Source organism: Agromyces sp. Y575 (assembly GCF_059445445.1).
This window is the reverse complement of record NZ_JCAIUI010000002.1, coordinates 572054-598297: the sequence shown is the minus strand read 5'-3', so window position 1 is coordinate 598297 and position 26244 is coordinate 572054. Positions and strand designations below refer to the sequence as shown.

The window sequence follows — 26244 nt, the reverse complement described above, 5'->3', positions numbered from 1 at the left end:
CGCTGTTCGGAGCGGTGTCGGCGCTACCGCAGCATCGACAGCAGGTGCGTCGCGACCTGCGTCGGCGTGAGAGCGGTCATGGCTGGCAGGTGCAGCACGTAGCGCGCGAAGATCACCCCGATGATGGCGGTCGCCATGCGGCGTGCGCGCTCCTGCCCGAATTCCGCGACCAGTGCGCCGAATACCGTGTGCTGCAGATATGACATCAGCGTCGGCGAGCGTTCATCGCCGGTCGCGAGGCGGTGCGCGAATTCCACCAGTCGCGCACCGTTCTCCGGGTCCTCCCACACCGTGACGAGTCCGCGCACGAGCAGGGCGAGGTCGATGTGCCCATCCTCATCGGTAGATGCGGCGACCACATGATGCGGGGCTGCGCGAAGTGAGACGGCTGCTGCGATCAGGGCGTCACGCGAACCGAAGTGATAATTGACCAGTGTGTGACTCACGCCCACTTCTTCGGCGAGCTTTCGCGCCGAAACCGAGGCCAGGTCGCCCGATTCGAAGTGCTGGTGGGCAGCATTCAGCAGGCGTTGACGCGCCGTGGCATCACCTCGTGGCCGCCCGGCTTTCTTATTGACCATGCTCGCATCATCACACGGGCGAGGCAATCGTGAGCACATGAGCACTCACATCGATACGGACTGCGTGATCGTCGGCGGCGGTCCCGCCGGACTCATGATGGCATTGCTCCTGCTACGCCAAGGACTCGAGGTCACGGTCGTCGAGAAGCATGCCGATTTCCTGCGCGACTTCCGCGGCGACACGATCCATCCCTCTACCCAACAGCTGCTCGGTGAGCTCGGCCTTCTCGACGAGTTCCTCACTCGGCCGCACGCAGACATGCCCCGTGTCGGCCTGAGCTGGCACGGCACGGAGCTCACTCTCGCCGACTTCACCCGGCTACCCACCCGACGCAAGGTCATGACGTTCATGCCGCAGTGGGACTTCCTCGATCTCCTGGCCGACACCGCGGCGAAGCATCCGGGATTCCGCCTGCTCCGCTCGACTCGGATCGACGGACTCATCAGGGAAGGCGGTCGCATCAGCGGCGTCACGGGCGCAGGGCCGGATGGTGCGGTGAGCGTGAGCGCGCGCCTTGTGGTCGACGCATCCGGCCGGGACTCGGAGGTCCGTGCGGCCGCCGGTCTCACCCCGGTCGGCACTGCTGCAGCGATGGACGTGCTGTGGTTTCGACTGACGAAGCGCGCAGGCGAGACCTACCCGTTCGTCCAAGCCGGCGCCGGAATGATCATCACGATCGACCGCGGCGACTTCTTCCAGATCGCGCACGTGATCCCGGCGGGAACCTGGGCTGGCACCGAAGACGACCTTGCACGCATGAGGTCGCGCATCGCGCTCATCTCGCCACACATGACGGAAGCCGTCGCCTCGATCACGAGCGACGACGTGCACCTTCTGCGGGTGAAACTCGAGCGGCTGCGCCGCTGGCACGCCGACGGGATGCTGTGCATCGGCGACTCCGCGCACGCGATGTCGCCGGCCGGGGGTGTCGGCATCAACCTCGCGATCCAGGATGCCGTGGCGGCCGCGCGCATCCTCGGACCGGTGCTGTGCGTGCGCGTGCCGCGAGGAGCCGACCTGCACCGGGTGCAGCGCCGTCGTGTCTGGCCGGTACGGATCACCCAGTTCGTGCAGCGGCGGATGCAGGGCGCGATCCTCTCCTCGCGTGAACCTGGTTCGCCGATGCCCTTGCCGCTGCGGATGCTGCGCGATCATCCACGGCTGACATTTCTGACGGGGCGGTTCATCGGTCTGGGGGCACGGCCTGAATCGGCCGGGATCCAGCCCGGTCCACGATCGAGGCTCCTGGGTCGCGTTGGCGCCGGAGACGAGCCGTTGCAGCGACCGACGGTCGGCAAACCGGACGGAGACGCGTGAGTCGCGGCATCCGACCCCCAGACTCTGCATGGAAGCTGCGCGCCAGCATCGAACGAGCACGAATGTTGCGCACCACGCCACCAACCACGCCGCATTACCCTTCACACTTGGAGTGGCGTCTCGACGGCGGCGCAATCCGAACGCGTCGTCGAGGCTCGCGAGAGTGACCTGGTCCGCCGGCAGTGCACGACCAAGCGGATGCCGCGAGCCCACGGGGCCCGCAGCATCCGCTCACCTCTCGAAGGAGTGAGATGTCGACCGTGATCGAGACCGGCGAGCAACCCGGCGAACGGCGCCGAACCAGGCCTGAGCGCCGCGCCACGGGGCGCACCGTGCTCATGTGCCGCCCCGAGCATTTCACCGTGGTCTACCGCATCAACCCGTGGATGAACCCGGCCCAGCCGACGAACACGAGCCTTGCGCTCGCGCAGTGGCAGGTGCTCTACGACACGTACCTCGAACTCGGGTACGAGGTGGCGCTGATCGATCCGATCGCGGGGCTGCCCGACATGGTCTACGCGGCCAATGGCGGCTTCGTCATCGACGGCATCGCGTACGGCGCGAAGTTCGCACACGCCGAACGGCAGCCCGAGGGGCCGGCGTACATGCGGTGGTTCCGTGAGGCGGGCCTCGAGGTGCGGGTGCCCGAGGAGGTCAACGAGGGCGAGGGCGACTTCCTGCTCGTCGGCGATGCGATCCTCGCGGGCACGGGATTCCGCAGCGATTCGCGTTCGCACGACGAACTCGCCGCGATCTTCGGCCGCGAGGTCGTCACCCTCCGACTCGTGGACCCGAACTTCTACCACCTCGACACGGCGATCGCGGTGCTCGATCCAGCGCCCGGCCAGGAGCACATCGCGTACCTGCCGAGCGCGTTCGACGAGGCATCCGTCGCCCTGCTGCGAGCGCGCTTCCCCGACGCCATCATCGTGAACGAGACGGATGCCGCGGTGCTCGGCCTCAACTCGTTCAGCGACGGGTACAACGTGGTCATCGCTTCGCGCGCGACGGACTTCGAGCGGCAATTGCGTGAACACGGATACCACCCGATCGGCGTCGACCTCTCCGAGCTGCTGCTCGGCGGCGGCGGCGTCAAGTGCGCCACCCTGGAGCTGCGCCGATGAATCCCACCGGGAACGACTTCGTAGGACAATCGCCTCTTCGTAGGACGGACGGCCCTGAGAACGTCCTACAAAGCCCCAAGAGTCCTACGAACGTGGAGGGCGGTGTGAGTGAGCGACGCGAGATCGCGCCCACCTCCCAGCTGACCGCCCAGTCGACCGCCGAGGCGATCGGGCTCGAAGAGGAGCACGCCGCCCACAACTACCACCCGCTGCCGGTGGTCGTCGCATCGGGTGACGGCGCCTGGGTGACGGATGTCGAGGGGCGTCGCTACCTCGATTGCCTCGCCGCATACTCGGCCGTGAACTTCGGGCACGGCAACCCGCGGCTCGTCGAGGCCGCGCGTGCACAGCTCGGGCGCATCACGCTCACGAGCCGCGCTTTCCACAACGACCGGCTCGGGCCGTTCGTCACCGAGCTCGCTGCGCTCTGCGGCAAAGACATGGTGCTGCCCATGAATACGGGCGCCGAGGCAGTCGAGTCGGGCATCAAGGTCGCGCGCGCGTGGGGCTACCGGGTGAAGGGCGTGGCAGCGGATGCCGCGAACATCATCGTGATGGCCGGCAACTTCCACGGCCGCACGACGACGATCATCTCGTTCAGCGACGACCCCGACGCTCGGGCGGATTTCGGCCCGTACACGCCGGGCTTCCGAATGGTGCCCTACGGCGACGCCGACGCGATCGCAGCGGCCATCGACGAGAACACCGTCGCGGTGCTCGTCGAGCCCATCCAGGGCGAGGCCGGCATCATCGTGCCGCCCGCGGGTTTCCTGCCGGCGGTACGCGCGATCTGCTCCGAGCACAACGTGCTCATGATCGCCGATGAGATCCAGTCGGGGCTCGGCCGAGTCGGGGCAACCTTCGCCTGTGACCTCGTCGGCGTCGTGCCCGACCTGTACCTGCTCGGCAAGGCGCTCGGCGGTGGCATCGTGCCCGTGTCGGCCGTTGTCGGCGACCGGAATGTGCTCGGGGTGCTCCGGCCTGGCGAGCACGGGTCGACGTTCGGCGGCAATCCGCTCGCGGCAGCCGTAGGGCTCGAAGTCGTGCGCATGCTCGCGACCGGGGAGCCGCAGGAGCGTGCCCGGATGCTCGGCGCCCACCTGCAGAAGCGGCTGCTCGCACTCATGGGGCGCGGCGTCGTGGCGGTGCGCGGCGCCGGATTGTGGGCGGGCATCGACATCGACCCGGCGCTCGCCACCGGTCGCGAGGTGTGCGAGGAGCTCATGCGCCGCGGCGTGCTCGCGAAAGACACCCACGGCTCGACGATTCGGCTCGCCCCGCCGATCGTCGTGGACGAGGTCGACCTCGACTGGGCCGTCGACCAATTCGCGGTCGTGCTCGACGAGCTCACCGCACGGGCGGGCCTCGTGCGTCCCTAGCTAGCCAGCCGGCTCCAGCAGGGTCGTCGTCAGCGGCCGGTGATCGTGATCGACCCGTTCGAGGTGGTGAGGTCGAGCAGGAACTCGCCGTCGGAGTCGTCGTCGATGCCGACGTCGATCGACCCGTTCGACGAATCGGTCGTCACTCGGTATGTGGCCGCACCCGTCGGCACAGTGACGTCGATGGCTCCATTCGAGCTGCGGGCCTCGACATCCTGCGGCACCCCGAGCCGCAGGTCGATCGCACCGTTCGAGGTCGCCGCGCGCACTCCGGCGCCGGCCAGGGCGCGCCCCTCGATGCGCCCGTTGCTCGTCTCGGCGTCGATGGCGCCCGTGACATCGTCGAGCTCGACCTTGCCGTTGCTCGTCTTGACATCGACGTCGTTCACTCCGCTGAGCTCGATCGCGCCGTTCGAGGTGGAGCCGCGCACATCGACACCTGCGGGGAGTTCGATCGTGTAGTCGACAGTGCAGTTCCGTCCGCAGCCATCGAGCACGAGCACGCCATCGCGCACCTCGTAGGTCAGCCCGATCGTCTGCTCGCCTCGATACGACACCGTGCGCGAGAGCGCCACATCGGTGGCACCTTCGATGCCCTCCACGGTGACGCTGCCCTCCGGGTCATCGATCTCGATCGCGTGCACCTGCTCGGCCAAGGTGGCGTCATCGCTGAATCGCTCCGGTGGGGCGAGGAACGCGCATCCGCTCAGCAGCAGGGCCGAGGCCGTGACGGCGCCGATCGCGAGCGTGCGTGTCATCCGTGCGGTTGCGGTCATCGATCTCCCCTTTGCGGGCGCGGCCGATGCCCGCCTCTGCGTTCGACTCTAACGATGGCTGCGTGCCGCCGGCACGGGGGCTTTCCCCCGACTCTGGAGCGGGCACCGGGGATCGCCCCAACGCGCGCTCGGAGCGCTGAGAGCTGCCCGAGGTAGGATGCCCCCAACCGCTGATCACCGGGCGGGCGTCTGAATCGGGGGATGACGATGGCAAAGAACAAAGTGGAGAAGGCCGCCGCGAAAGCGCTCGACAACGCACGCGATGCGGTATCCGACGCGAAACGGCTGGCGAAGAAGGCCGACAAGGCCGCGAGGAAGCGGGCCGCTGAGGTGGATGCGAGGCTCGACGCCGTCGCCGCCGACCTCCGCAAGTCCGGGAAGAAGCGAGCAGCCGGCGTGGACGCGAAGCTCGAAGCCGTCGCCGCCGACCTCCGCAAGTCCGGGAAGAAGCGGGCAGACGAGGTGACGCGGCTGGCGAAGAAGGTCGACAAGGCCGCGAGGAAGCGGGCCGCTGAGGTGGATGCGAGGCTCGAGGCGGTCGCCTCCGACCTCCGCACGTCTGTGAAGGCAGGCGCGGCGAAACCTGTCGCGAACAACTCGACGAAGTCCGCGAAGACCGCTGCGAAGCCGGCGCGGCCGTCAGCGAAGCCCGCGAGACCCGCTGCGAAGGCAGCCGTCCGTGCGCCTCGAGCGGCGGCTGCTGCCGACCTCGACTCGCAGACCGTCGCGCAACTGCGGCAGCTCGCGAAGCAGCGCGGGATCCGCGGCTACTCGCGATCCACGAAGGCGCAACTGGTTGCATCCCTCCGCGGCTGACGCGTGACGCGTGACGGGTGAGCCGTGAGGCGTCAAGGCCGGCGCTGGCGTCGGCAGTGTCCGGGCGTCACGATTCCACCGGGGGTTCGAGCAGGTAACCCCGTACGAACTCGTCGAAGATCGCGGTCATATCGACGGATTCGTCGAGCAGCCACTGCTGCTGCAGTCCGTCCATGACGGCGGAGATCAGCCGTGCGGCGTGCGCCGTGTCGATGTCGGCGCGGATGAGTCCGTCGCGTTGTGCATCGTCGAGTACGTCTCTCGTCGACGCGGCGCTCTCCGCATATCGATGCGAGAACTCCGCGTGGGCTGGGTGCCCGCTGTCGGTCGCCTCGGCCGAGATGACGGTGTAGAGCGAGGTCAGGCCGCGCGTGGTCTGGTTGTAGGCGACGACCTTGCGCACCTGTTCGAGCAGGGTGAATTCCGACACGTCGCCGGCGGCGCCCTGCACGCGGGCGTCGCGCTGGCGCAGCACCTCGGTGAAGAGCTCCTCTTTGCCGGCGAAGTGGTGCATGAGGCCGGCGGGGGTGAGGTTCACGCGCTTGGCGATCTCGCGCAGCGAACCGCTGTGGAAGCCGCTGCGGCCGAACACGACGAGCGCCGCATCCACGATCTCCTGGCGTTTGGCCTGCCCCTTCGCGTAGCTGCCCCGCGCCCCGCGCACGGGATGGGAGGCGGATGGTTCGCCCCCTGGCGGGGGCCCCCCGGCATCCGTCTCTGCATGTTCCATAGCGGGAATCTATCGCACCCGAGGATGAAAACTTATCTGATGTAAGGTTTCTGGTTGCCGCGCGCCGGGGTCGTCAGTTGAGGAGGCGCGCCAGCGCCGTCTCGAGGCAAACACGTACGTTGAACCAGGTTTCGAGACGCTCGCTGCGCTCGCTCCTCAACCAGCGGAAGGAGACGCTCGCTGCGCTCGCTCCTCAACCAGCGGAAGGTGTCGCTCGTTGTGCTCGCTCCTCAACCAGCGGAAGGTGTCGCTCGCTGCGCTCGCTCCTCAACCCGCGGAAGGTGACGCTCGCTGCGCTCGCTCCTACCAGCGGAAGGAGACGCTCGCTGCGCTCGCTCCTCAACCAGCGGAAGGTGGGGGAGTAGGGTAACCCCCATGGGCAGAGTCACCGAACCTGCCCCGGGGGAGTACGGACCGCCCGAGCCGAGGGGAACCGGTGAAGGCGATCCGTCGCGCGACGCTCGGGGCGACCACGGCTTCTTCGGGCAGCCACGATCGCTCGCGAACATCTTCGGCGTCGAGATGTGGGAGCGGTTCAGCTTCTACGGTATGCAGGGCATCCTGCTCATCTACCTCTACTACTCGGCGGTCGACGGCGGACTCGGCATGGAGGAGACCGCTGCCGCCGGCATCGTCGGGGCCTACGGCGGCGGAGTGTACCTCTCCACGATCCTCGGTGCCTGGCTCGCCGACCGCGTGCTCGGCAGCGAGAAGGTGCTGTTCTTCAGCGCCATGGTCATCATGGTGGGCCACATCGCGCTCGCGCTCCTGCCCGGATTCTTCGGTGTCGGGGTCGGCCTGATCCTCGTGGCATTCGGCTCGGGCGGCCTCAAGGCGAACGCCACGAGCGTCGTCGGCACGCTCTACTCCGAGCACGATCCGCGGAGAGACGCCGGATTCTCGATCTTCTACCTCGGCATCAACCTCGGCGCCTTCCTCGGCCCCATTCTCACGGGGCTGCTCGCGTCGACGGTCGGCTTCCACTGGGGCTTCGCTCTCGCTGCGGTCGGCATGGCGATCGGCCTGATCCAGTACTCGTTCGGGCGCAAGAACCTCCCGCCAGAGGCATCCGTGGTGCCGAACCCGCTGCACCGCGACCGCATCGGCCTTGTCATCGGTGTCGCCGTGGCATCCGTCATCGTGGTCGTCGTGCTCGTGCTCACCGGTCTCGTGAACCCGACCAACCTCGTCACGTGGGTCATCGGCGCGACCATCGTCGCCGCTATCTCGTACTTCGCGGTGATTCTCTCGAGCCGGCGCATCTCGGGCATCGAACGCAGCCGGGTGTACGGGTTCATCCCGTTGTTCGTTGCGAGCGTCGCATTCTGGTCGCTCTACCAGCAGCAGTTCACGGTGCTCACGATCTACTCCGACAAGCAGTTGAACCGCGACCTCTTCGGCTGGGAGATGCCGGTGTCGTGGGTGCAGTCGATCAACCCGATCTTCATCATCATCCTGTCGGGAGTGTTCGCCGCGATCTGGACGAAGCTCGGCGACCGTCAGCCGTCGACGCCGATCAAGTTCGCACTGGGCACGGCGATCATGGGCGTCGCCTTCCTGCTGTTCATTCCGTTCGCAGGCGGGGCAGCGAACTCGACCCCGCTGCTGGCGATCGTCGGCATCCTCTTCATCTTCACTGTGGCCGAACTCCTGCTCTCACCGGTCGGCCTGTCGGTGACGACGAAGCTCGCCCCGAAGGTGTTCCACACGCAGATGGTGGCCCTGTTCTTCCTCTCCGTCGCACTCGGCTCGGCGATCTCGGGCCAGCTCGCCACGTTCTACACGGCAGAGACCGAGGTGGCCTACTTCGGTGTGCTCGGCGGCATCGCGATCGTGCTCGGCGCAGCACTCGCGATCGGCAGCCGCGGTGTGCTGAAACTCATGGCCGGCGTGCGCTGAGGCGCATACCACTTCCGCGTGCCGCCGCCCGGGCAGCTACGATTCGATGGATGACCCGAGCCCTGGTGGTGATTCCCACCTACAACGAGCGCGAGAACCTCGCCTCGGTCGTCGCACGTGTGCGCGCGGCGGTGCCTGGGGCGACCGTGCTCGTCGTCGATGACTCCTCGCCCGATGGCACGGGCGTGCTGGCCGACGAGCTGGCGGCGCGGGATGCCTCGGTGCAGGTGCTGCACCGCACCGTCAAGAACGGCCTGGGCTCCGCCTACCTCGATGCGTTCGCGTGGGCGCTCGCCGAGGGCTTCGACCCGATCGTGCAGATGGATGCCGACGGCTCGCACCAGCCCGAGCAGCTTCCGCGACTGCTCGAGCGGTTGAGCACTGCGGATGCCGCGGGACACCCGGTCGACCTCGTCATCGGTTCTCGGTGGATCCCCGACGGGTCCATCGAGAACTGGCCCCGCCACCGCGAGCTGCTCTCACGCGCCGGCAGCGCGTACGCCCGCACCGTGCTCGGCCTCGACACGCGTGATGCGACCGCTGGGTACCGGGCGTTCCGTGCCGACGCGCTCCGGCGCATCCGGCTCGACGACGTGCACACGCGCGGCTACGGGTTCCAGGTCGACATGCTCTGGCATGCACGGGAGGCAGGCCTCTCGGTCGTGGAGGTGCCGGTGACCTTCGTCGAACGGGTGCGCGGCCGGTCGAAGATGAGCGTCGGCATCGTGTTCGAGGCGATGGTGCGCATCACAGGATGGGGTATTCGCAGCGGGTTCGGGCGAGCGGCGCGGGCCCGGCGTGCCAAGCGCGCATCGGCTCAGCCGACGAACAGCGACGGGTCGGCGACGAGGCGTTCCCGCGCCTGACGGCGGGCCCCCACGAGCACACCGTCGTCGCCGTGTCGCGCTAGTGCGAGTGTGGGGATCGCCCCGAGCGCCCCGCTGCCGATGGTCGGCCGGTTGTCGCGGAACGCCGACTCGATATCGCCCGCGAGGCGTGCCCAATAGCCGCCGACGACCACGGTGGCCGGATCGACCGTCGGCACCACGACCTGCAGCGCGCGCCCGATCCAGAGGGCCGCGTCGAGCCATGCCCAGCGGGCGCGATCTTCGCCGTCTTCGACCAGCTGCACGAGTTCATCGAGGGCTGCGAGGCGCCCGTGCTGAGCGGCGAAGGTGTCGAGTCGTGCTCGCTCGAGCACGACCTCGGCCGAGGCGACGGTGGCGAGGCATCCGCGTTGTCCGCAATCGCAGCGCACGCCGCCCTGCACGATCGGCAGGTGCCCGAACGTCGCGGCCAGCCCGTGCGCACCCCTGAGTGGCCGGCCCTCGCTGATGACAGCGGCCGACACCCCGTCGTCGCCCGAGATGAAGAGCAGGTCGTCGATGCCCGGCAGGTCGATGCGCTCGGCCGCCGCCGCGACGACGGCCGTCGGCACGAGCGCGACGGGCAATGGGAGCGTGGCTTCGACGTCGCGGAGTCCGGGGGTGCGTTCGCGGAGTTCGCCGAGCAGGTCGAGGGGTTCGGTGCCGAGTCGTGAGTCGGCGATGACCACCTCGGGGCTGCCGACGACGATGCCGTCGACGAGCACGGTGACGTCGGCGACCGGATGCTCCGCGCGAACGGCGCGCGCCAGGGCGCGCCCCAGCACGGCCGCGAGCGACTCGAGCGGGGTCGGCCAGCGCTCGGAACCTGGCGTCTCGACGTCGAACTCGGTGCCCCACGGCGGCGTGAGGGGGGCGGCGAAGCGGGCGACCTCGCCGCCACCGAGCGTCGCGAGCGTGGCGATCGCGTCGTCGTGCCCGAGGCGTGCGGTGACAAGCACATGGTGGGCGGCCGCGAGTGAGAGCGGCGCGGCGCGGCCATCGCCCGCGGCATCCGCCAACCCGGTGCGCAGCACTCCGGCGTCGAGGAGTCGCGACGTGAGGCCCGCAATCGTGCCCCTGCCGAGCCCGGTGACCGCGGCCAGTTCGCTGCGCGTCGCTGGGCCGTGCGTCATGAGGTGGTCGAGCACGAGCGCCGAGTGCTCGCGCTGCAGATCGATCGGTGCGGTGGTGGTGGGAACGGATGTCTCGCCGACCTGCGTCATGGCCCAAGCATGCTGCCCGCAGCCCTTCCGGTCACGTACCCCATTCGGGGGTCAAGACTGCACGGCGGTGCGCTGACCCTTCCGGGGGTTCGGTCGCATGGCGGCGACGAACGGTCAGGTGAGCCGTGCGGCCGCGCGCAAAGCTGGGACTCCACCTGAAGGAGACCAATGTCGACGACGAACACGCTGTCCACTCCGGCGATCACGGCCGATGCTGCGCCGGGGCGATCGGCATCGGTGCGGCCGGGTGCGTGGCTCGCCGTCGTCTCGCTCGGCCTCGGCATCTTCACCCTCGTGGCGAGCGAGTTCCTACCTGCGAGCCTGCTGTCTCCGATCGCGGCCGAACTCGGAATCACCGAGGGTGCCGCGGGTCAGCTCGTCACGGCGACGAGCGTGATCGGCATCATCGGCGGACCCCTCATCGTCTCGGGCCTTCCGCGGCTGGATCGCCGATGGGTGATGACGGGGCTCACGACGCTCGCGATCGTGTCGAACGTGCTCGTCGCCATCTCGCCGGTCTTCGGGCTCATGCTTGCTTCGCGGCTCCTGCTCGGCATCGCGATCTCGGGCTTCTGGGCGATGTCCCTGGCGGTCACGGCTCAGCTCGTGCCGGCCGACCGGCTCGGACGCGCCATGACGATCGTGAACGCGGGGGTCTCGCTCGCGACGATCGCGGCCGTGCCGGCCGGCGCCTTCCTCGGCGAGATGCTCGGCTGGCGTGCGGTGTTCCTGATCGCTGCGGCGGCGGGCGTGCTGACGCTCGCCGCGCAACTCGCGACGCTGCCTTCGATCCCGCCGAGCGGAGCGCCGGGGTTCCGCACCCTGCTGCAGACGGCTCGTACGCCGGTCGTCGCTCTCGGCATCCTCGCGATCACGCTGATCGCCGGTGGGCACTTCATGGGCTTCACCTACCTGCGCCCCGCCTTCGAGATGATCGACGGTTTGAACGGCGCGCTGCTCGCGCTCCTCCTCCTCGTCTACGGCGTCGCCAACTTCACCGGCAACATGCTCGCGGGTCTGCTGGCCGATCGTCGCCTCTCGGTGCTGGTGATCGCGGCTCCCGTCGCGATCGGCGTGGCCACCGTGACCTTCGCGGTGGCAGGTGCCAACGTCGCACTCGCCGCGGTGACGGTGTTCGTCTGGGGCGTCGGCTTCGGTGCAGTGCCGACGATGGTGCAGACCTGGATCGCCCGCGTCGCCCCCGACCGGCTGGAAAGCGCCGGTGGGCTCGTGGTCGCCGCGTTCCAGGTCGCGATCACGATCGGCGCGGCGGTCGGAGGGCTGCTCATCGATTCGGTCGGCGTGCAGGCCGCACTCATCGCCGGCGGTATCGCAGCGGTGCTCGGTGGCGGGGTGCTGAGTTCCGCGTCGACTGTCGCCCGCGGCGAGCGCGCGTAGGATCAGGCGCCGGGGCGCACCGGCTGGCGGGCACCCGCAGAGGCGCGGCGCCAGAGACTCGGTGAAACACCGGCATGGCGGCGGAACGCGCGGCTGAAGCCCGCGTCGCTCTCATAGCCGAGCTGATACGCGATGTCGCCGACCTGGGCGCCGGCTCGGAGCATCCGCTCGGCTCGTTCCATGCGCACCCGCGCGACGTATCTGGCCGGGGTGTCGCCGACCGCATCCCTGAACTGCTCGGCGAACTGCGAGCGCGACGCCCGCGCGAGGCGCGCGAGCGATTCGACGGTCCACGGCGAACCGGGATCGTCATGGATCGCCTCGAGCGCCCGGCCGAGGTGCGGGTCGCTGACCGCGGTGAGCCATTCGCGTGCTGGGCCGCATCCGCGTTCGAGCCAGATGCGCACGGCGGCGGATGCCACGACGTCGGCGAGCCGCTCGATCACGGAGCCGCTGCCCGGGCGAGCGCTCGCCGACTCGCGGTGCATCGCCTCGAGCAGCGAAGCGAAGACCGGTTCGTGCATGCGGAATCCGCACGTGAACAGCACCGGCGCCATGACGCTGGATGAGATCGCATCGGTGCCGTCGAGTGCGAGCGAGCCGCTCAGGAGCAGTGTGTCGCGCGCGACGTGCAGGTCGAGCCGGCCGCCCCGCGGCAGCATGACGAAGTCGCCCGCCTGCATCGACAGAGGCTCGTCGGTGCCGCGCCGCAGTTCGAGAGCACCGCTCGCGAGGTAGTGGAAACGGATGCCTCGCCCCTCGTCGCGCACCACCGCGCCGGCCGAGAGCTCGCGGTGTCCGAACTCGAGCACTCGCCAGTGCAGGCGCTCGAGCACGGCGTCGATGCTCGGCTCGGAGTCGACGGCCACGGCGCGGAGCGGTCGAGCCTCGATCACGTTGATCGCGTTCATGTGTGAAGCAAGCGCGCCGGGCGGCGATCCATTCCCGGGCGTCAGGCCGCCTGCGTGTCGTGCACGCCGAACGCACGGGCGTTCACGCGTGCCCAGTCGGCGAACGAACCGGGTGCGCGCCCGAGGAGGGCCTCGATGAGCGGAGCACGACGCGTGTGATCCCTGCTGCGACCGCGGCGTGCCGTGCGATCGCCGTCACCTGGTGCCGTAACTCAGAGCAGCGGGCGCACGCTCGCGTAGCCGTCGGTGACCACGGCCGACGGAGTGTCGTAGACGCGGGTCTCGCCCGCGGCATCCGTGAATCGCGGCCACGCCGCTGCGCCGTCGCGCACGAAGACGACGGCGCCGCCGTGCACGTCGTCGGCGAGCGCCTGCGACGGGTGATCGCCCGCGAGCACGTCGATGCGCTCGGCACCGAGGCAGTCGAAGAAGAACGGCACATCGAGGCAGTGCACGGCGCGGCCGAACTTCGGTGACCGCCACGAGAAGCGGTAGAGCCACGTCGGAGCATCGCCGCGCGCCTCGGCGACGCGCAGCGCGAGGGTGCGGAACATGCGGTCGGTGATGTACCGGCCGAGGACGGCCGCGGTGCCGAGCCGCCGCACATCACGATTCGCCGCGAGGTAGGCCGTGCGGGCTGCGCCGCGCAGACCCACCTTGCCGAGCACGAACCCGGCCGGCACCCAGCGCAGCTTGCCCTTCGCCCCGTCGAGGATCATCGAGAACTCGTCGTCGACGGTGCCGAGCACGAGCGGCTTGTCGGCGCCGATGCCCGCGGCGATGGCGTCGACCGTTCGGTGCGGGATCAGCTCGCCGTCGATCACCGGGCCGAGTGAGAGGCCGTCGTCGATGAAGCCGCGCAGCAGGTCCATCGGGTTGCCACCCGGTGCCGGGTCGGTGAGTTGCTTCTGCAGCTCGAACACTCGTGCCTCGCTGAGTGATGCGAGGCCTGCACGGGTCGGCTCGACGCCGCCGAGCGCGGCGAGCTTGCGACCGAACGCCTCTGCCCGCTCTGGCGCGATGTCGGCCGCCGCGCCCGAGATGCTGTACGCACCGGCGATGAGCGGCTGCGCCCGAGGCATCCCCAACAGGGTCAGCACCGCCCCGCCGCCCGCCGACTGCCCGGCGACGGTGACGCGTGAGGGGTCGCCGCCGAATGCCGCGATATTGTCGCGCACCCACTCGAGGGCGAGCAGCCAGTCGAGCACGCCGCGGTTCGGCGGGGCATCCGCGATCCAGCCGAAGCCGTCGAAGCCGAGTCGGTACGAGATCGACACGGTGACGACGCCGTCGCGGTTGAACGCCGCCCCGTCGTACCAGGGGCTCGCCGGCGAGCCCGCGAAGTAGCCGCCGCCGTGGATGTAGACGAGCACCGGCAGTGCGGCCCCTTCGACGGGTTCAGGGAACGCCGGCGCGGGGGTGAAGACGTTGACGTTGAGCGTCGACTCGCCCGGAATCGCGGGCTCGGGGATGAGTGTGGGGTCGGCGTCGTCGCGGTGCGCGGTTGCGCCGTACTCGAGTGCGTCGCGCACGCCCTTCCACGGCGCGTGCGGCACGGGGGCGCCGAAGCGCCGTTCACCGACGGGTGCCTCGGCGAAGGGGATGCCGAGGAACGCCGCGGATGCCGCCGGGTCGCCCGGCTCGCCGCGCCATGCGCCGCGGACGCGACCCGCTCGGGTGTCGACCTCGATGAGGGTTCCGGTCGTGATGGATGACATGGATGCTCCGAACGAACGCTCTTGATGGAATGAGTACTAGCGCCACGGCGGTGACGGGGAGGAGGCGTTCATCGTCGAGTGGGGTGCAGATGACGATGTGCGGTCCACGTCGGCCGATTCACGTCGCCAGATGAGGGAGGGCCGAGGCATCCGCTCGGACCCGACGTGTGACGATGTGCCAGAGGTACGTGATGCTCTCAGCCATGTCGATCGAAGGGTCGAGCATCCACTGGGTCTGCAGGCCGTCGGCCGCGGCCAGGAACAGGTTGGCGGTGCGATCGGCGTCGATGTCGTCGTCGACGTTGCCGGCCGCCTGCTCGTCGCGGATGAGCTCGGAGAAGGTGGTGCGGAACTGGCGGTAGCGCTCCACGAAGAAATCGTGTGCGGGATGCTCGGTATCCCCCGCCTCGGTCGAGAGCTGGGCGTAGAGCTGCACGAGGCCCGGCACATCGGCGTTGTGCCGGATGACGGCGAAGAATCCATCGATCGGATGCGTCGGCACCGTGTCGAAAGCATGGAGGTCGACCTCGTCGCGCTTGCGGAGGATCTCTTGGAAGAGCTCCTCCTTCGAGCTGAAGTAGTGCAGGAGGCCCGCTTGGCTGAGCCCGACGGCGTCGGCCAGCTCGCGCACACTCGTGCGGCGGTAGCCGTTGCGGGCGATGACGTCGAGCGCGGCCGTGAGGATCTCCTCGCGCTTCGCGACGCCCTTCGCGTATGAACCCCTGCGTGCCATACCTGCATGCTACGGAAGTCTTCTTGCGAATGAAAACCGAGCGATGTACAGTTTTGCCACTGCCTCACCGTCGAGGCCTCGAAAGGACCACTCATGACAATGGCGTCTGCCCCCGCGCCCACCGTCGAACCCGATGGCACGGACGAACCCCGACCGCTCGTGACCGGTACAGTCAAGCGGCTGCTCGGCTGGATCATTCCGGCGAACTTCGGGATCTTCATCCTCTGGGGAGCCATCCCCGCCGTGCTCCTGCCGCTGCAAGTCACCGGCATCGACCCCGACAACAAGGTCGCGAACCTCGCCATCATCACGACGATCGGCGCCTTCGCCGCCATGATCGCGCAGCCGCTCGCGGGCATGATCTCGGATCGCACGCGCTCGAAGTTCGGTCGTCGTGCGCCATGGATGGTCGCCGGCGTGCTCATCGGCGGACTCGCGCTCGTCGGCATGGCACTCGCCAACGGCCTCGTGCAGATCGCCATCGCGTGGACCATCGTGCAGATCGCCTACAACTTCACCCAGGGTCCGCTCAGCGCGATCCTGCCCGATCGCGTGCCCCGCGCCGCTCGTGGCACGTTCGCCGCGCTCGCCGGCATGGGCGCCATGATCGGCGCGCTCGGTGGCCAGGTCGCCGGCTCCGCGCTGAGCTCGAACATCCCAACGGCCTACCTGCTCCTCGCCGGTCTCGCGCTCATCGTCACGGTGCTCTTCGTCGTCTTCAACCCCGATCACTCGAGCCGCGAACAGCAGAACCCGCCGTTCTCGTTCACGGCGTTCCTGCACACGTTCTGGGTGAACCCCGTCAAGCACCCCGACTTCTTCTGGGCATTCACCGGCCGTCTGCTGCTCTACACCGGCTACTTCTCGGTGACCGGCTTCCAGTTCTTCATCCTCGCCGACTACATCGGCCTCGGAGATGAGGGCGCGACGGCGTCCATCCCGATCTTCGGCCTGCTGGGACTCGTCGGCATGATCGCCGCAATGCTCGTCGGGGGACCGCTCTCCGACAAGCTCGGGCGTCGCAAGGTGTTCATCTTCGCGTCGTCGGTATTCGTCGGGCTCGCGATGCTCGTGCCGCTCCTGATGCCGACGTACACGGGCTGGCTCATCTTCACCGTCATCGCGGGCCTCGGCTTCGGCATGTTCCAGTCGGTCGACCAGGCGCTCATGAGCGAAGTGCTGCCCTCGAAGGAGTCGTTCGGCAAGGACCTCGGCGTCGTGAACATCGCGGCGACCCTGCCGCAGACCCTCGCGCCCGCCGTCGGCGGTGCCATCGTGCTGGCATTCGGCGGCTACGCGGCACTCTTCCCGGTCGGCGTCCTGCTGGCAATCCTCGGTGCGTGCGCGGTCTGGCCGATCAAGGCGGTGAAGTGATGGCGGTGCTCCCCGAGTCCGTCGAAGGGGTCGCCCCGCACCCGCCCCGGCGGGCATGATCGCGCCCGTCGCAGGCGGGCCCGGGGCATCCGCGACGCTCGTACTCTGGTGGGCGTTCTCGACGTTCATCGCGAAGGACTTTCGCAAACCCCTCTTCCGGCGGAGGATCGAATCACCGGTACACGAAGGAGCATCATGACCGACTCACTGAACACCGAGGCCGTTGCATCGGCAGCCGACCTCGTCGCCTCGCTGACGCTCGAGGAGAAGGCCTCGCTCACGAGCGGCGCCGACTTCTGGACGACGAAGTCCATCGATCGCGTCGGCCTGCCGTCGATCATGCTCACCGACGGCCCGCACGGCGTGCGCAAGCAGCGCGAGGGCAGCGACCACCTCGGCATCGGCGACAGCGTGCCGGCCACGTGCTTCCCGCCGGCCGTCGCGCTCGGCTCGTCGTTCGACCCCGGCCTGCTCGAACGCGTCGGCATCGCCCTCGGCGAGGAAGCGAAGGCCGAGGGCGTCGGCGTGCTGCTCGGGCCCGGCATCAACATCAAGCGCTCGCCGCTCTGCGGTCGCAACTTCGAGTACCTCTCGGAAGACCCGATCGTCTCGGGTGTGCTCGGTTCGGCGCTCGTGCGCGGCCTGCAGTCGCAGGGCGTCGGCGCTTCGCTCAAGCACTTCGCCGCCAACAACCAGGAGACCGACCGCATGCGCGTGTCGGCCGACATCGACCCGCGGCCGCTGCGCGAGATCTACCTTCGCGGCTTCCAGCGCGTCGTCGAGGGCGAGCAGCCGTGGACGGTCATGTGCTCGTACAACCGCCTGAACGGTGTGTACACCTCAGAAGACCCGTGGCTGCTGAACTCGGTGCTGCGCGACGACTGGGGCTTCGAGGGTCTCGTCGTCTCCGACTGGGGCGCGGTGAACGATCGCGTCACGGGTGTGGCCGCCGGTCTCGATCTCGAGATGCCTGCTTCGCAAGGGCGAACCGACGCCGAACTCGTCGCGGCGGTGAAGAGCGGATCGCTCGCCGAGTCGGTGCTCGACCTCGCTGCGCAGCGAGCGGTCGAGCTCGTGCAGAAGGCGGTCGCCGGCCGGCGCCCTTCGACCCTTCGACAAGCTCAGGGCGGCGCGGGCTCAGGGAGCGAGGAGGGGTACGACGTCGACGCCCACCACGCGCTCGCCCGCGAGGTCGCCGGTGCGTCGATCGTGCTGCTGAAGAACGACGATGCTGTGCTGCCGCTCGATGCAGGTGCATCCGTCGCGGTGATCGGCGAACTCGCCCGCACCCCGCGGTACCAGGGCGCCGGCTCCTCGCTCATCAACCCCACGAGGCTCGACAACGCGCTCGACGAGATCCGCGCGCTCGCCGGAGGCGCGGGCGAGGGTGACGAGGTGCCGTTCGCGGCCGGGTATGGCGACGACGGCGAAGCATCCGATGTGCTCACCGCCGAAGCGGTGGCCGCGGCATCCGCTGCCGACACCGTGCTGCTCTTCCTCGGCGTGCCCGCCGCACAGGAGTCGGAGGGCTTCGACCGCGACGACATCGAGCTGCCTGCGGCGCAGCTCGCGCTCGCCGACGCGGTCGTCGCCGCGAACCCGCGCACCGTCGTCGTGCTCTCCAACGGTGGCGTCGTGCGCCTCGCAGGGCTCGCCGAGCGGGTACCCGCGATCGTCGAGGGCTGGCTGCTCGGCCAGGCCGGCGGCGGCGCGGTCGCCGACGTGCTCTACGGCGTCGTGAACCCCTCGGGCCGTCTCGCCGAGACGATCCCCGTGCGGCTCGCAGACAGCCCCGCCTCTCTCGACTTCCCGGGCGAGCACGGCCACGTGCGGTACGGCGAGGGCCTGTTCGTGGGCTACCGCTGGTACGACGCCCGCGAGCTCGAGGTCTCGTATCCGTTCGGCCACGGGCTGTCGTACACGAGCTTCGGGTACTCGGATGCCTCGGTGACCGCGACTGCCGAAGGCTTCACGGTGCGCGTGACCGTGACGAACACCGGTGATCGCGACGGCGCAGAGGTCGTGCAGGTGTACACCTCGCTGCCGGGTTCGGCCGTCGTGCGCGCACCGCGCGAGCTCAAGGGCTTCGCGAAGGTCGCGCTCGCAGCGGGCGAGTCTCGTGAGGTCGAGGTGCACGTGCGCCGTGAGGATCTCGCGTACTGGGACATCCGCGTCGACCGCTGGCTCGTCGAGAGCGGCGACTACCGCGTCGAGGTCGGGGCGTCGAGCCGCGACATCCGCTCGGGCGTCTCGGTCGCCGTCGAGGGCGATGCGGCGCGCGTGCCGCTCACTCTGGAGTCGTCGATCGGCGAGCTGATGGCTCACCCCGTGGCCGGACCCATCGTGCAGCAGGCGTTCGCCTCAGGTGCGGGCGGCGACGAGGGTGACGGTGGTGCGGCGGGAGCCCTCATGGCCGACCCGTCGATGTTCAAGATGATGGCGTCGTTCCCGATCGGGCGCCTCGCGTCGTTCCCCGGCATGCCGGTCGGCCGCGAGCAGATCGAGCAGTTGCTCGCGGTGGCGAACGCGGCCGGCTGAGTCAGGCGAGAGTCGAGCGGCGGATGTCGCGGGTCGTGGTGGCTCGCGGCATCCGCCGTCGTCGTGGTGGGGCTCGACCGGCTCGACCTCAGGCGCCGGGCAGCAGCCTCGCGACGAGGGCGTCGACGATCTCGGCGGTCGGCGTCCCGGGGTCGAGAGGGGAGGTCAGTCGGTCGAAGAGCAACCCATCGATCGCGTAGTGGAAGAGCGCGATCTCGTGTGCACCCCCCGGGAGACCGGCGGCGCGGTTGAACTCGACGTCGGCTTCGAAGCCCGCGTGTTGCCAGGATGCGAGCATCTCGGCGATCTCGGGCCGACGTGCAGCCTCGAGCCGGAGCTCGAACAGCGCGAGCGTGACCTCACGGTTCTCGGTGAGGCGACGCACGATGTCGTGCAGGTACTCGGCGAAGAGCGCACGGGTCGGCGGCGCGCCCGTGCGCTGATCGAGGTCGGCCGGGGTCGGCGCGAGCCGCTCGCCGATGCGAGTGACGAGGCCGGCGATGAGCGCGTCGCGGCTGCGGAAGTAGTTGGAGGTCGTGCCGGCCGGAACGCCGGCCGCGGCGTCGACCGCGCGGTGCGTGAGCCCCCTGGCACCGTCGCCGGGTATCGCCCGCAGCCGTTCGAGGAGATCACGACCACTGCATTCGGCTCGGGCGTCGTGGTCTCGGAGTACGTTCGGCCGTCGTCCTGACGGGGCAGCGGGCCGCGGATGCGGGTACTGACTCGACCCGGCGCGATCCGCAACCCCTTGCCGGGGCATCCGCGGTCACGTAAACCGGGAGGTGCGCCGGCCGCGTCACCGCTGCGGCCGGGGAGGAGAGGAGTTCACCGATGGCGATTCGGCTCAACGAGACGGCGCTCCGGCACGCGCGTTCGCTCGTGCACGACGGCGACGTGGTACGCGACGAACGCGACGCCTGGAGCGAGGACGCACCGACCGCGAACGAGGAGAACGCATTCATCGATCGCGAGGGGTGGACCGAATTCCGGCACTGGCACCTCGGCATCGACGACGACGCGAACGAGGAGACGAAGGAGGCGTACTCCTTTCCGTACGGAGACTTCCGAAAGGTGCACCGGTGCGCCGTGATCTCGCTCGAGAGCCGCGCCGGCCAGCACGATCACGATGAGATCCGTGCCGCCGCGAAGAAACTCCTCGACCTGATCGACGAGGGCTGAGCCGTGGCCGCCACCACCCGAGCAGAGCGCGCCGAGGCCAAGCGCGCCATCGGGCAGATGAAGCGGGCCGAGTCCGAGGCCCGAAAGCTGGCGAAGGAGCTTCCGAAGGGGGCGTTTCGAACGAGGCTCGAGGGGATGGTCGCCGAGGCACGGGCCACCCGGAAGGCGGCCGAGTCCGAACGCAAGGTCGCACCGCGCAGGGCGGCACGTCGTGCGGGCCGTGCCGCGGCGAGACTCGAGCGAGCTTCGCTCCGGGTCGGTCCGAGCAGCGGGGGGCGCACGGCGCGAGCGATGCCGGGCAGTGACGCCGACCTCGACGAGCGGGCCAAGGCCAGGGCGAAGACGTTCAAGCGACGTCGCAAGCAGGCCAAGCAGGCGCAGAATATGACCAAGACCGCCGCGAAGCGCACGGGGAAGGCGACGACCCCGACGCCGACCGACCAGAGGCGAAGCGCCGACCTGAAGCGCGGGGCGTAGCGTCGCTGCCATGTGCTCGGCATCGACGCGTCACTCGGTCGTCCGCATGCTCGCCGACCTGTCGGCGAACCTCCCGCTGCCGCCGGGGCATTCGATCGGCATCGTGGTGGTCGGCGCGCTCGACAAGCTGCACCGGGTCGCGATCCCGGGCCCTCGGTGAGCGTATCGCTCGGCCGGGCTGGTCGCGATCGTCGCGGGCGTCGGGGTGAACGCATGGGCGCTGGCCGAGCGTCGCCGACGCTCCGGTGAAGCGTTCCGACTCGACCGGCCGCAGTCGCTCGTCACGTCCGGTCCGTATGCGCTCAGTCGACACCCGATGTACGTCGGATGGTGGCTCATCCACCTCGGCACGGGCGTGTTCCGCGGCTCCGCCTGGGTCGCGGCCACCCTGCCTGCTGCGACCCTCGCCGAGCACCTTGGCGTGCTCGCCGAGGAGCACACCCTCGACCACGCGTTCGGTGCCGGGTTCGCTGCCTACCGCGCCCGGGTGCCGCGCTACGTTCGGTGGTCGGCGTGGCCGCGCGGCTCGCGAACCGATGCATCGGCCGATGCTCGCAGTTGACGTGCTTCTGGGGTACCCGTGTAGACCTGAGGCATGCAATCCGTCGCCGACCTCGACATCTCCCGCGCCCAGACCGTCTGCAGCGACCCCGGTCGCATGGCCGAGTGGATCGGCGAGCCGCCGAGCGACCTCGCCGAGCTTCGCCGTCTCGTCTCGGGGCTCGTGTTCCATTACCGCGCGAGCGGCGACCCGACCGAGCACGGCTTCGCCGCCGACCGGCTCGGTGAGATCGACCTGCGTTACGCCGAGGAGCAGTTCGCGCGGCTCGCCGAACTGAAGCCCGGCACGCTCGACGCACCGCGCCGGCCGACCGAGCGCATCCTCGGCTGCTGCCGCGACTTCACGCTGCTGTTCGTCTCGCTCGCCCGCCGCGCCGGCATTCCCGCGCGCTCACGGGTGGGGTTCGCCGGCTACCTCATCGACGGCTGGTGGCTCGACCACGTCATCGCCGAGGTGTGGGACACGGATGCTGCGCGCTGGCGCCTCATCGAACCGCAGATGCCCGAGGGGTACGTCGACCCGGAGACGGGGGCACCGCTCGAGCTGCTCGACGTGCCGCGCGATCGCTTCCTCACCGGTGGCCCGGCCTGGATCGCCGCGCGCGCCGGACGGCTCGATCCCGAGCTGTGCGTCGTGATGCCCGAACTCGAGCTGCCCGCGCTGCGCTCCTGGCAGTACCTCGCGCACAACCTGGTGCTCGATCTCGTCTCCCTCGCCGGTCACGAGGCGCTGCTGTGGGAGACCTGGGGCGTGCTCGACGGCTTCGTCGACGAGGTGCCGGATGCCGCGCTCACCGCGGACCTCGATCGACTCGCCGCCCGGCTCGCCGACCCGGCGGTCACGCCCGACGAACTGCAGGCGCTCGCCGCGGATCCGCGATATGCGGTGCCCGACGTCGTGACGAATCATTCCCCGTTCGACGGCTCCACTCGTCGCGTGACCCTCCGTACCGCATCCCCTTGAGGACCGCTCAGGAGAAGACGGCGATGCCGTACGCCGCGAAGACCACGAGATGGGCTGCGCCGTGCATCGCCGTCACCTTCTTGGAGGCGAGCGTTGTCACCGACAGCATCAACGTGACGCCGAGGAGCACGAGGTTGGTGGGAGACTCGCCCAGTACGACGACCTGACCCGTGAGAGCACCGATGGCGAGGACGGCGGGAATGGTCAGGCCGAGCGTGGAGACCAGAGCGCCGTGACAGAGATTGCTGACTCGCTGGATCTCACCGCGCAGTGCTGCGCGCACCGATGTGATCGACTCGGGCAAGAAGACGATCATGGCGATCAGAATGCCGGAAAGCGCCACCGGTGCACCGACGCGCTCGAGGCCGTCGTCGAGGAGCGTGGCCATGTCGTGGGAGAGCAGCACGATGGGCAGGACCGTCGCGACGAGCAACGCGATCCTCACCAGAACCTCGGAACGATGCTCGGCGATGACCTGCCTGACGCTGCGGCGGTTCTGCTCGGTGGCGCCGCGACCTGAGACCTGGCCGGCCGTGAGACGAGGATCGACTTCCCGGAAGTCGTCGGCCTGGCTGCCGATCTGGCGGAAGAGGAAGAACGCATAGAGGGCGAGGGTCAGCACGATGATGGGGATCGCCTGCCCCGGCGTGTAGGAGCCGTTGCTCCCGATCAGGTCAGGGAGGGCGAAGGCCAGCGAGGTGAGCACGACCAGCAGGGCCAGGTACGAGGATGTCCCGGTGCGGTTGTGGCCCAGATTGCCATGCTTGATCGCCCCGACGAGCAGCGAGAGACCGATGACCGCGTTGAGGATGATCATCGAAACCGCCATCACCGAGTCTCGTGCGATGGTGGTGTGCTCGCCGGGGCCGAGCATGACGGCTGAAATGAGCACGACCTCGATCAGCACGATCGAGAGCGTGAGAACCAAGGAGCCGTATGGATCACCGAGTCGGTGGGCGAGATGCTCGGCCTCGTGGACGACCCCGAAGGCACAGACCAGAATGACGCCGACGATGAACACGAGTGCAGTCACCAGGAGCCATGCAGGCACGGGTGGCTCGAGCAGTGGCCCGGCGAGCATCAGTGCGAACACTGCGCCCCAGCCGATGCCGAGCCGCACGAAAGCGGTAGGTGTGAAGATCGATCGTGTCGGAGAGGAGAACACCGGTTGAGCCATTTCGCGAGGCCGTCCTCGTGCTGACCGAACGAACAGGTCGTCCCATCCGCTGCGTTGTTGTCACGCCGTGCCGCTCATGGTATCGCAGGGCAGATGAGCGAGGCGGAACGCTTCCCGTCACGCACCTGGGCAGCATGATCATCTGGGGCCTGCACCGGGATTCCGCGCAGTTGCGCGGCGGCGCCATCGAGGTGTGAGGCCGGGGTCGTGACCTTCTGGCGGCTCGCGCGAGCTACTTCTTGACTGAGGTGCGGCCCGCCGCCGACTTCGTCGCCGGCTTCGCGGCCGACCCGGCCGCACGCGGGACGCGTACCGTCTTCGGCTTCGCAGCGACGGCCTGCTCCGCGGCATCCGTCATCGGCTTCGGCAGGGCCGTGAAGCGCGAGAGCTGCGTGACGTGCTGCGGGCCGAGCTCGTCGAGCGTCGACACCTCGAGCAGCTTCATCGTGCGTGCGATCTGGGTCGACAGGATCGAGATCGTCTTGTCGACGCCCTCGCGACCGCCTGCCATGAGGCCGTAGAGGTAGGCGCGGCCGATGAGTGTGAAGCGTGCGCCGAGGGCGACGGATGCCACGATGTCGGCGCCCGACATGATGCCGGTGTCGAGGTGCACCTCCAGGTCGGAGCCGACTTCGCGCACGACGTGCGGCAGCAGGTGGAAGGGGATCGGCGCGCGGTCGAGCTGGCGCCCGCCGTGGTTGGAGAGCACGATGCCGTCGACGCCCTTGCCCGCGAGGATCTTCGCGTCTTGCACGGTCTGCACGCCCTTGACGACGATCTTGCCGGGCCACATGTCGCGGATCGTGGTGAGGTCGTCGAACGAGATCGTCGGGTCGAACATGCCGTCGATGAGCTCGCCGACGGTGCCGCCGGTCGTCGAGAGCGAGGCGAACTCGAGCTTCGGGGTGGTGAGGAAGTTGATCCACCACTCGGGCCGCGGGATCGCGTTGACGACGGTCGACGGCGTGAGCTGCGGCGGAATCGAGAAGCCGTTGCGCACATCGCGCAGGCGTGCGCCGGCGACGGGCGTGTCGACGGTGAAGAAGAGGGTGTCGAAGCCCGCGGCGGCAGCGCGGCGCACGAGCTCGTACGACTTCTCGCGATCGCGCATCACGTAGAGCTGGAACCAGTTGCGGCCCGTGGGGTTGGCGGCCTTCACGTCTTCGATCGACGTCGTACCCATCGTCGACAGGGTGAACGGGATGCCCGCTGCGCCCGCTGCGCCTGCACCGGCGGTCTCACCCTCGGTCTGCATCATGCGGGTGAAGCCCGTGGGGGCGATGCCGAACGGCAGGGCGGTCGGGCCGCCGAGCACCTCGCGGCTCATGTCGACCACGGGCACGTTCCGGAGGATCGCGGGGTGGAACTCGATGTCCTCGAACGCCTGACGGGCGCGCTTGAGCGAGATCTCGCCCTCGGCGGCGCCCTCGGTGTAGTCGAACGGCGCCTTCGGCGTACGGCGCTTCGCGATGTCGCGCAGGTCGGCGATCGTGAGCGCCTTGTCGAGTCGACGCTGCTTCGCGTTGAGCGTGGGCGCCTTGAAGCGCATGAGCTCGGCGAGCTCTTTGGGGTTCGGGAACTGGCGCTGGACCATGGTGCTGTGCTCTTTCGTTCGAAGGACGGGCGGTAGGGGTGCTCGATCCGTCACTCACGCCAGGTGACGCCGGCGGTGCTCGGCATTGGAGACGGGTCGATGGGGTCGATGGGCCTCGTGGCAACGATCGAGCCACCGGGCATGAACGTCTCGGCGTAGTAGCCCGAGATGTGGTCGTGGGTGCGCGTGCGTGCGGCCGGGGCATCCGCTGCCCTTATCGCCTCGACGATGCCGCGGTGTTCGGTGCGCAGGCGAGCGGATGTCGCGTGCCAGTCTGCGATCGCGGCGAGCCCCTCGAGGGCGTAACCCTCGATGCCGCTGCGGAGGCCCGCCATCGTCGCGGTGATGACCTGATTGCCGGATGCCTCAGCGAGCGCCAGGTGGAAGGCGGCGTCGAGCGCGAGGAACTCGGTGGGTGCGAGGTCGGGGGAGTCCATCGCATCGAGCAGGAGCTCGGCCGGGGCGAGGTCGGGAGCGTCTGCCCGAGCAGGCCCGGTCGTCGCGTCAGTCGCGGCTTGGCCGGCCTCGGCGAGGTCGCCGGCAACCGAGGTCTCGAGGATGAGCCGGGTGCGCACGATGTCGGCGACGGGGAACCCGCTCGCCGCGACCTGCAGTCGCATGAGGGCCGACATGCCGCCGCCGGGCGTCGCGATGATGATGGCGCCCGAGTTCGGGCCCGATCCGGCCGCGGTGCGGATCAGCCCGAGCACCTCGAGCACGCGCAATGCCTCGCGCACGCTCGAACGGCCGACGCCGAGCTCGGCAGAGAGCGCGCGCTCGCCGGGCAGGCGGTCGCCGGGCCGGAGGGTGCCCTCGAGCAGCTGGGTCTCGATGTGCTCGAGCACGGTGCGCCAGGCTCGCGGGGTGTCGGATGTCTCAGCGCCCATGCCGATCGTCCCCTCCGCGTT

General features: G+C 69.3%; 25 protein-coding genes. 14 read left to right on the top strand and 11 right to left on the bottom strand.

The features are described from left to right. Positions 1–23: 23 nt before the first annotated feature. The gene (locus AC1C2U_RS08840; protein ID WP_495361369.1) at positions 24–581 is read right to left on the bottom strand and encodes a TetR/AcrR family transcriptional regulator; all 558 of its coding nucleotides are present in this window, start codon (positions 579–581) and stop codon (positions 24–26) included. 37 nt (positions 582–618) lie between these two features. Here AC1C2U_RS08840 and AC1C2U_RS08835 point away from each other — a divergent pair, with 37 nt between their 5' ends. The 3 genes from AC1C2U_RS08835 to rocD all read left to right on the top strand — a co-directional run bounded on the left by AC1C2U_RS08835 (position 619) and on the right by rocD (position 4402). After that, positions 619–1899 carry an FAD-dependent oxidoreductase gene (locus AC1C2U_RS08835; RefSeq protein WP_495361368.1) on the top strand — a complete coding sequence of 427 codons (1281 nt, stop codon included), beginning with the start codon at positions 619–621 and terminating at the stop codon, positions 1897–1899. A 251-nt stretch (positions 1900–2150) separates the two neighbouring features. After that, positions 2151–3023, top strand: coding sequence for a dimethylargininase (gene ddaH, locus AC1C2U_RS08830; protein WP_495361367.1), 873 nt, complete (start codon positions 2151–2153; stop codon positions 3021–3023). Positions 3024–3127: 104 nt separating this feature from the next. Beyond that, entirely contained in the window at positions 3128–4402 is a 1275-nt protein-coding gene (gene rocD / locus AC1C2U_RS08825; RefSeq protein ID WP_495361366.1) for an ornithine--oxo-acid transaminase, read from the top strand. A 29-nt stretch (positions 4403–4431) separates the two neighbouring features. Here rocD and AC1C2U_RS08820 read toward each other — a convergent pair whose 3' ends face one another. Next, entirely contained in the window at positions 4432–5178 is a 747-nt protein-coding gene (locus AC1C2U_RS08820) for a DUF4097 family beta strand repeat-containing protein (protein WP_495361365.1), read from the bottom strand. Positions 5179–5385: 207 nt separating this feature from the next. Here AC1C2U_RS08820 and AC1C2U_RS08815 point away from each other — a divergent pair, with 207 nt between their 5' ends. Next, positions 5386–5994, top strand: coding sequence for a Rho termination factor N-terminal domain-containing protein (locus AC1C2U_RS08815; protein WP_495361364.1), 609 nt, complete (start codon positions 5386–5388; stop codon positions 5992–5994). A 67-nt stretch (positions 5995–6061) separates the two neighbouring features. Here AC1C2U_RS08815 and AC1C2U_RS08810 read toward each other — a convergent pair whose 3' ends face one another. After that, a complete protein-coding gene (locus AC1C2U_RS08810; protein WP_495361363.1) occupies positions 6062–6724 on the bottom strand; it encodes a TetR/AcrR family transcriptional regulator in 663 nt (220 codons plus the stop codon). A 375-nt stretch (positions 6725–7099) separates the two neighbouring features. Between AC1C2U_RS08810 and AC1C2U_RS08805 the strand changes: the two genes are divergently transcribed. Beyond that, positions 7100–8623: a peptide MFS transporter gene (locus AC1C2U_RS08805; RefSeq protein ID WP_495361362.1), complete on the top strand. Its 1524-nt coding sequence runs from the start codon at positions 7100–7102 to the stop codon at positions 8621–8623. Positions 8624–8673: 50 nt separating this feature from the next. Next, complete coding sequence (locus AC1C2U_RS08800; RefSeq protein WP_495361361.1) at positions 8674–9489, top strand: polyprenol monophosphomannose synthase; 816 nt, start codon at positions 8674–8676, stop codon at positions 9487–9489. On the opposite strand, the gene AC1C2U_RS08795 is transcribed toward AC1C2U_RS08800, so the two are convergent. After that, complete coding sequence (locus AC1C2U_RS08795; protein ID WP_495361360.1) at positions 9441–10712, bottom strand: ROK family protein; 1272 nt, start codon at positions 10710–10712, stop codon at positions 9441–9443. The two genes, AC1C2U_RS08800 and AC1C2U_RS08795, sit on opposite strands and share 49 nt — an antisense overlap. A gap of 168 nt (positions 10713–10880) precedes the next feature. Here AC1C2U_RS08795 and AC1C2U_RS08790 point away from each other — a divergent pair, with 168 nt between their 5' ends. Then, on the top strand, positions 10881–12110 hold the full coding sequence (locus AC1C2U_RS08790) for an MFS transporter (RefSeq protein ID WP_495361359.1): 1230 nt from the start codon (positions 10881–10883) through the stop codon (positions 12108–12110). A 2-nt stretch (positions 12111–12112) separates the two neighbouring features. On the opposite strand, the gene AC1C2U_RS08785 is transcribed toward AC1C2U_RS08790, so the two are convergent. The 3 genes from AC1C2U_RS08785 to AC1C2U_RS08775 all read right to left on the bottom strand — a co-directional run bounded on the left by AC1C2U_RS08785 (position 12113) and on the right by AC1C2U_RS08775 (position 15472). After that, positions 12113–13021 carry a helix-turn-helix domain-containing protein gene (locus tag AC1C2U_RS08785; RefSeq protein ID WP_495361358.1) on the bottom strand — a complete coding sequence of 303 codons (909 nt, stop codon included), beginning with the start codon at positions 13019–13021 and terminating at the stop codon, positions 12113–12115. A 212-nt stretch (positions 13022–13233) separates the two neighbouring features. Next, entirely contained in the window at positions 13234–14739 is a 1506-nt protein-coding gene (locus tag AC1C2U_RS08780) for a carboxylesterase/lipase family protein (RefSeq protein ID WP_495361357.1), read from the bottom strand. 118 nt (positions 14740–14857) lie between these two features. After that, on the bottom strand, positions 14858–15472 hold the full coding sequence (locus tag AC1C2U_RS08775) for a TetR/AcrR family transcriptional regulator (RefSeq protein WP_495361356.1): 615 nt from the start codon (positions 15470–15472) through the stop codon (positions 14858–14860). A gap of 99 nt (positions 15473–15571) precedes the next feature. On the opposite strand from AC1C2U_RS08775, the gene AC1C2U_RS08770 reads away from it, so the two are divergent. Then, entirely contained in the window at positions 15572–16846 is a 1275-nt protein-coding gene (locus AC1C2U_RS08770) for an MFS transporter (protein ID WP_495361355.1), read from the top strand. 195 nt (positions 16847–17041) lie between these two features. After that, positions 17042–19384, top strand: coding sequence for a glycoside hydrolase family 3 C-terminal domain-containing protein (locus AC1C2U_RS08765; protein ID WP_495361354.1), 2343 nt, complete (start codon positions 17042–17044; stop codon positions 19382–19384). An 88-nt stretch (positions 19385–19472) separates the two neighbouring features. Here the strand turns inward: AC1C2U_RS08765 and AC1C2U_RS08760 are convergent, their stop codons facing one another. Continuing rightward, complete coding sequence (locus AC1C2U_RS08760; RefSeq protein ID WP_495361353.1) at positions 19473–20144, bottom strand: TetR/AcrR family transcriptional regulator; 672 nt, start codon at positions 20142–20144, stop codon at positions 19473–19475. 71 nt (positions 20145–20215) lie between these two features. Between AC1C2U_RS08760 and AC1C2U_RS08755 the strand changes: the two genes are divergently transcribed. The 5 genes from AC1C2U_RS08755 to AC1C2U_RS08735 are packed head-to-tail and all read left to right on the top strand — an operon-like array spanning position 20216 to position 22565. Then, positions 20216–20563: a hypothetical protein gene (locus AC1C2U_RS08755; protein ID WP_495361352.1), complete on the top strand. Its 348-nt coding sequence runs from the start codon at positions 20216–20218 to the stop codon at positions 20561–20563. A 3-nt stretch (positions 20564–20566) separates the two neighbouring features. Further along, entirely contained in the window at positions 20567–21040 is a 474-nt protein-coding gene (locus AC1C2U_RS08750) for a hypothetical protein (RefSeq protein WP_495361351.1), read from the top strand. Positions 21041–21050: 10 nt separating this feature from the next. Continuing rightward, a complete protein-coding gene (locus AC1C2U_RS08745; protein ID WP_495361350.1) occupies positions 21051–21200 on the top strand; it encodes a hypothetical protein in 150 nt (49 codons plus the stop codon). Between the two features lie 18 nt (positions 21201–21218). Next, complete coding sequence (locus AC1C2U_RS08740) at positions 21219–21602, top strand: methyltransferase family protein (RefSeq protein WP_495361966.1); 384 nt, start codon at positions 21219–21221, stop codon at positions 21600–21602. A gap of 33 nt (positions 21603–21635) precedes the next feature. After that, positions 21636–22565, top strand: a complete 930-nt coding sequence (locus AC1C2U_RS08735; protein WP_495361349.1) for a transglutaminase-like domain-containing protein — start codon at positions 21636–21638, stop codon at positions 22563–22565. A 7-nt stretch (positions 22566–22572) separates the two neighbouring features. Here AC1C2U_RS08735 and AC1C2U_RS08730 read toward each other — a convergent pair whose 3' ends face one another. The 3 genes from AC1C2U_RS08730 to AC1C2U_RS08720 form a co-directional block, all read right to left on the bottom strand. Next, positions 22573–23742 carry a calcium:cation antiporter gene (locus AC1C2U_RS08730; protein ID WP_495361348.1) on the bottom strand — a complete coding sequence of 390 codons (1170 nt, stop codon included), beginning with the start codon at positions 23740–23742 and terminating at the stop codon, positions 22573–22575. Positions 23743–23974: 232 nt separating this feature from the next. Then, complete coding sequence (locus AC1C2U_RS08725; RefSeq protein ID WP_495361347.1) at positions 23975–25336, bottom strand: alpha-hydroxy acid oxidase; 1362 nt, start codon at positions 25334–25336, stop codon at positions 23975–23977. Positions 25337–25386: 50 nt separating this feature from the next. Continuing rightward, complete coding sequence (locus AC1C2U_RS08720; RefSeq protein WP_495361346.1) at positions 25387–26223, bottom strand: FadR/GntR family transcriptional regulator; 837 nt, start codon at positions 26221–26223, stop codon at positions 25387–25389. Between the last annotated feature and the right edge of the window lie 21 nt (positions 26224–26244).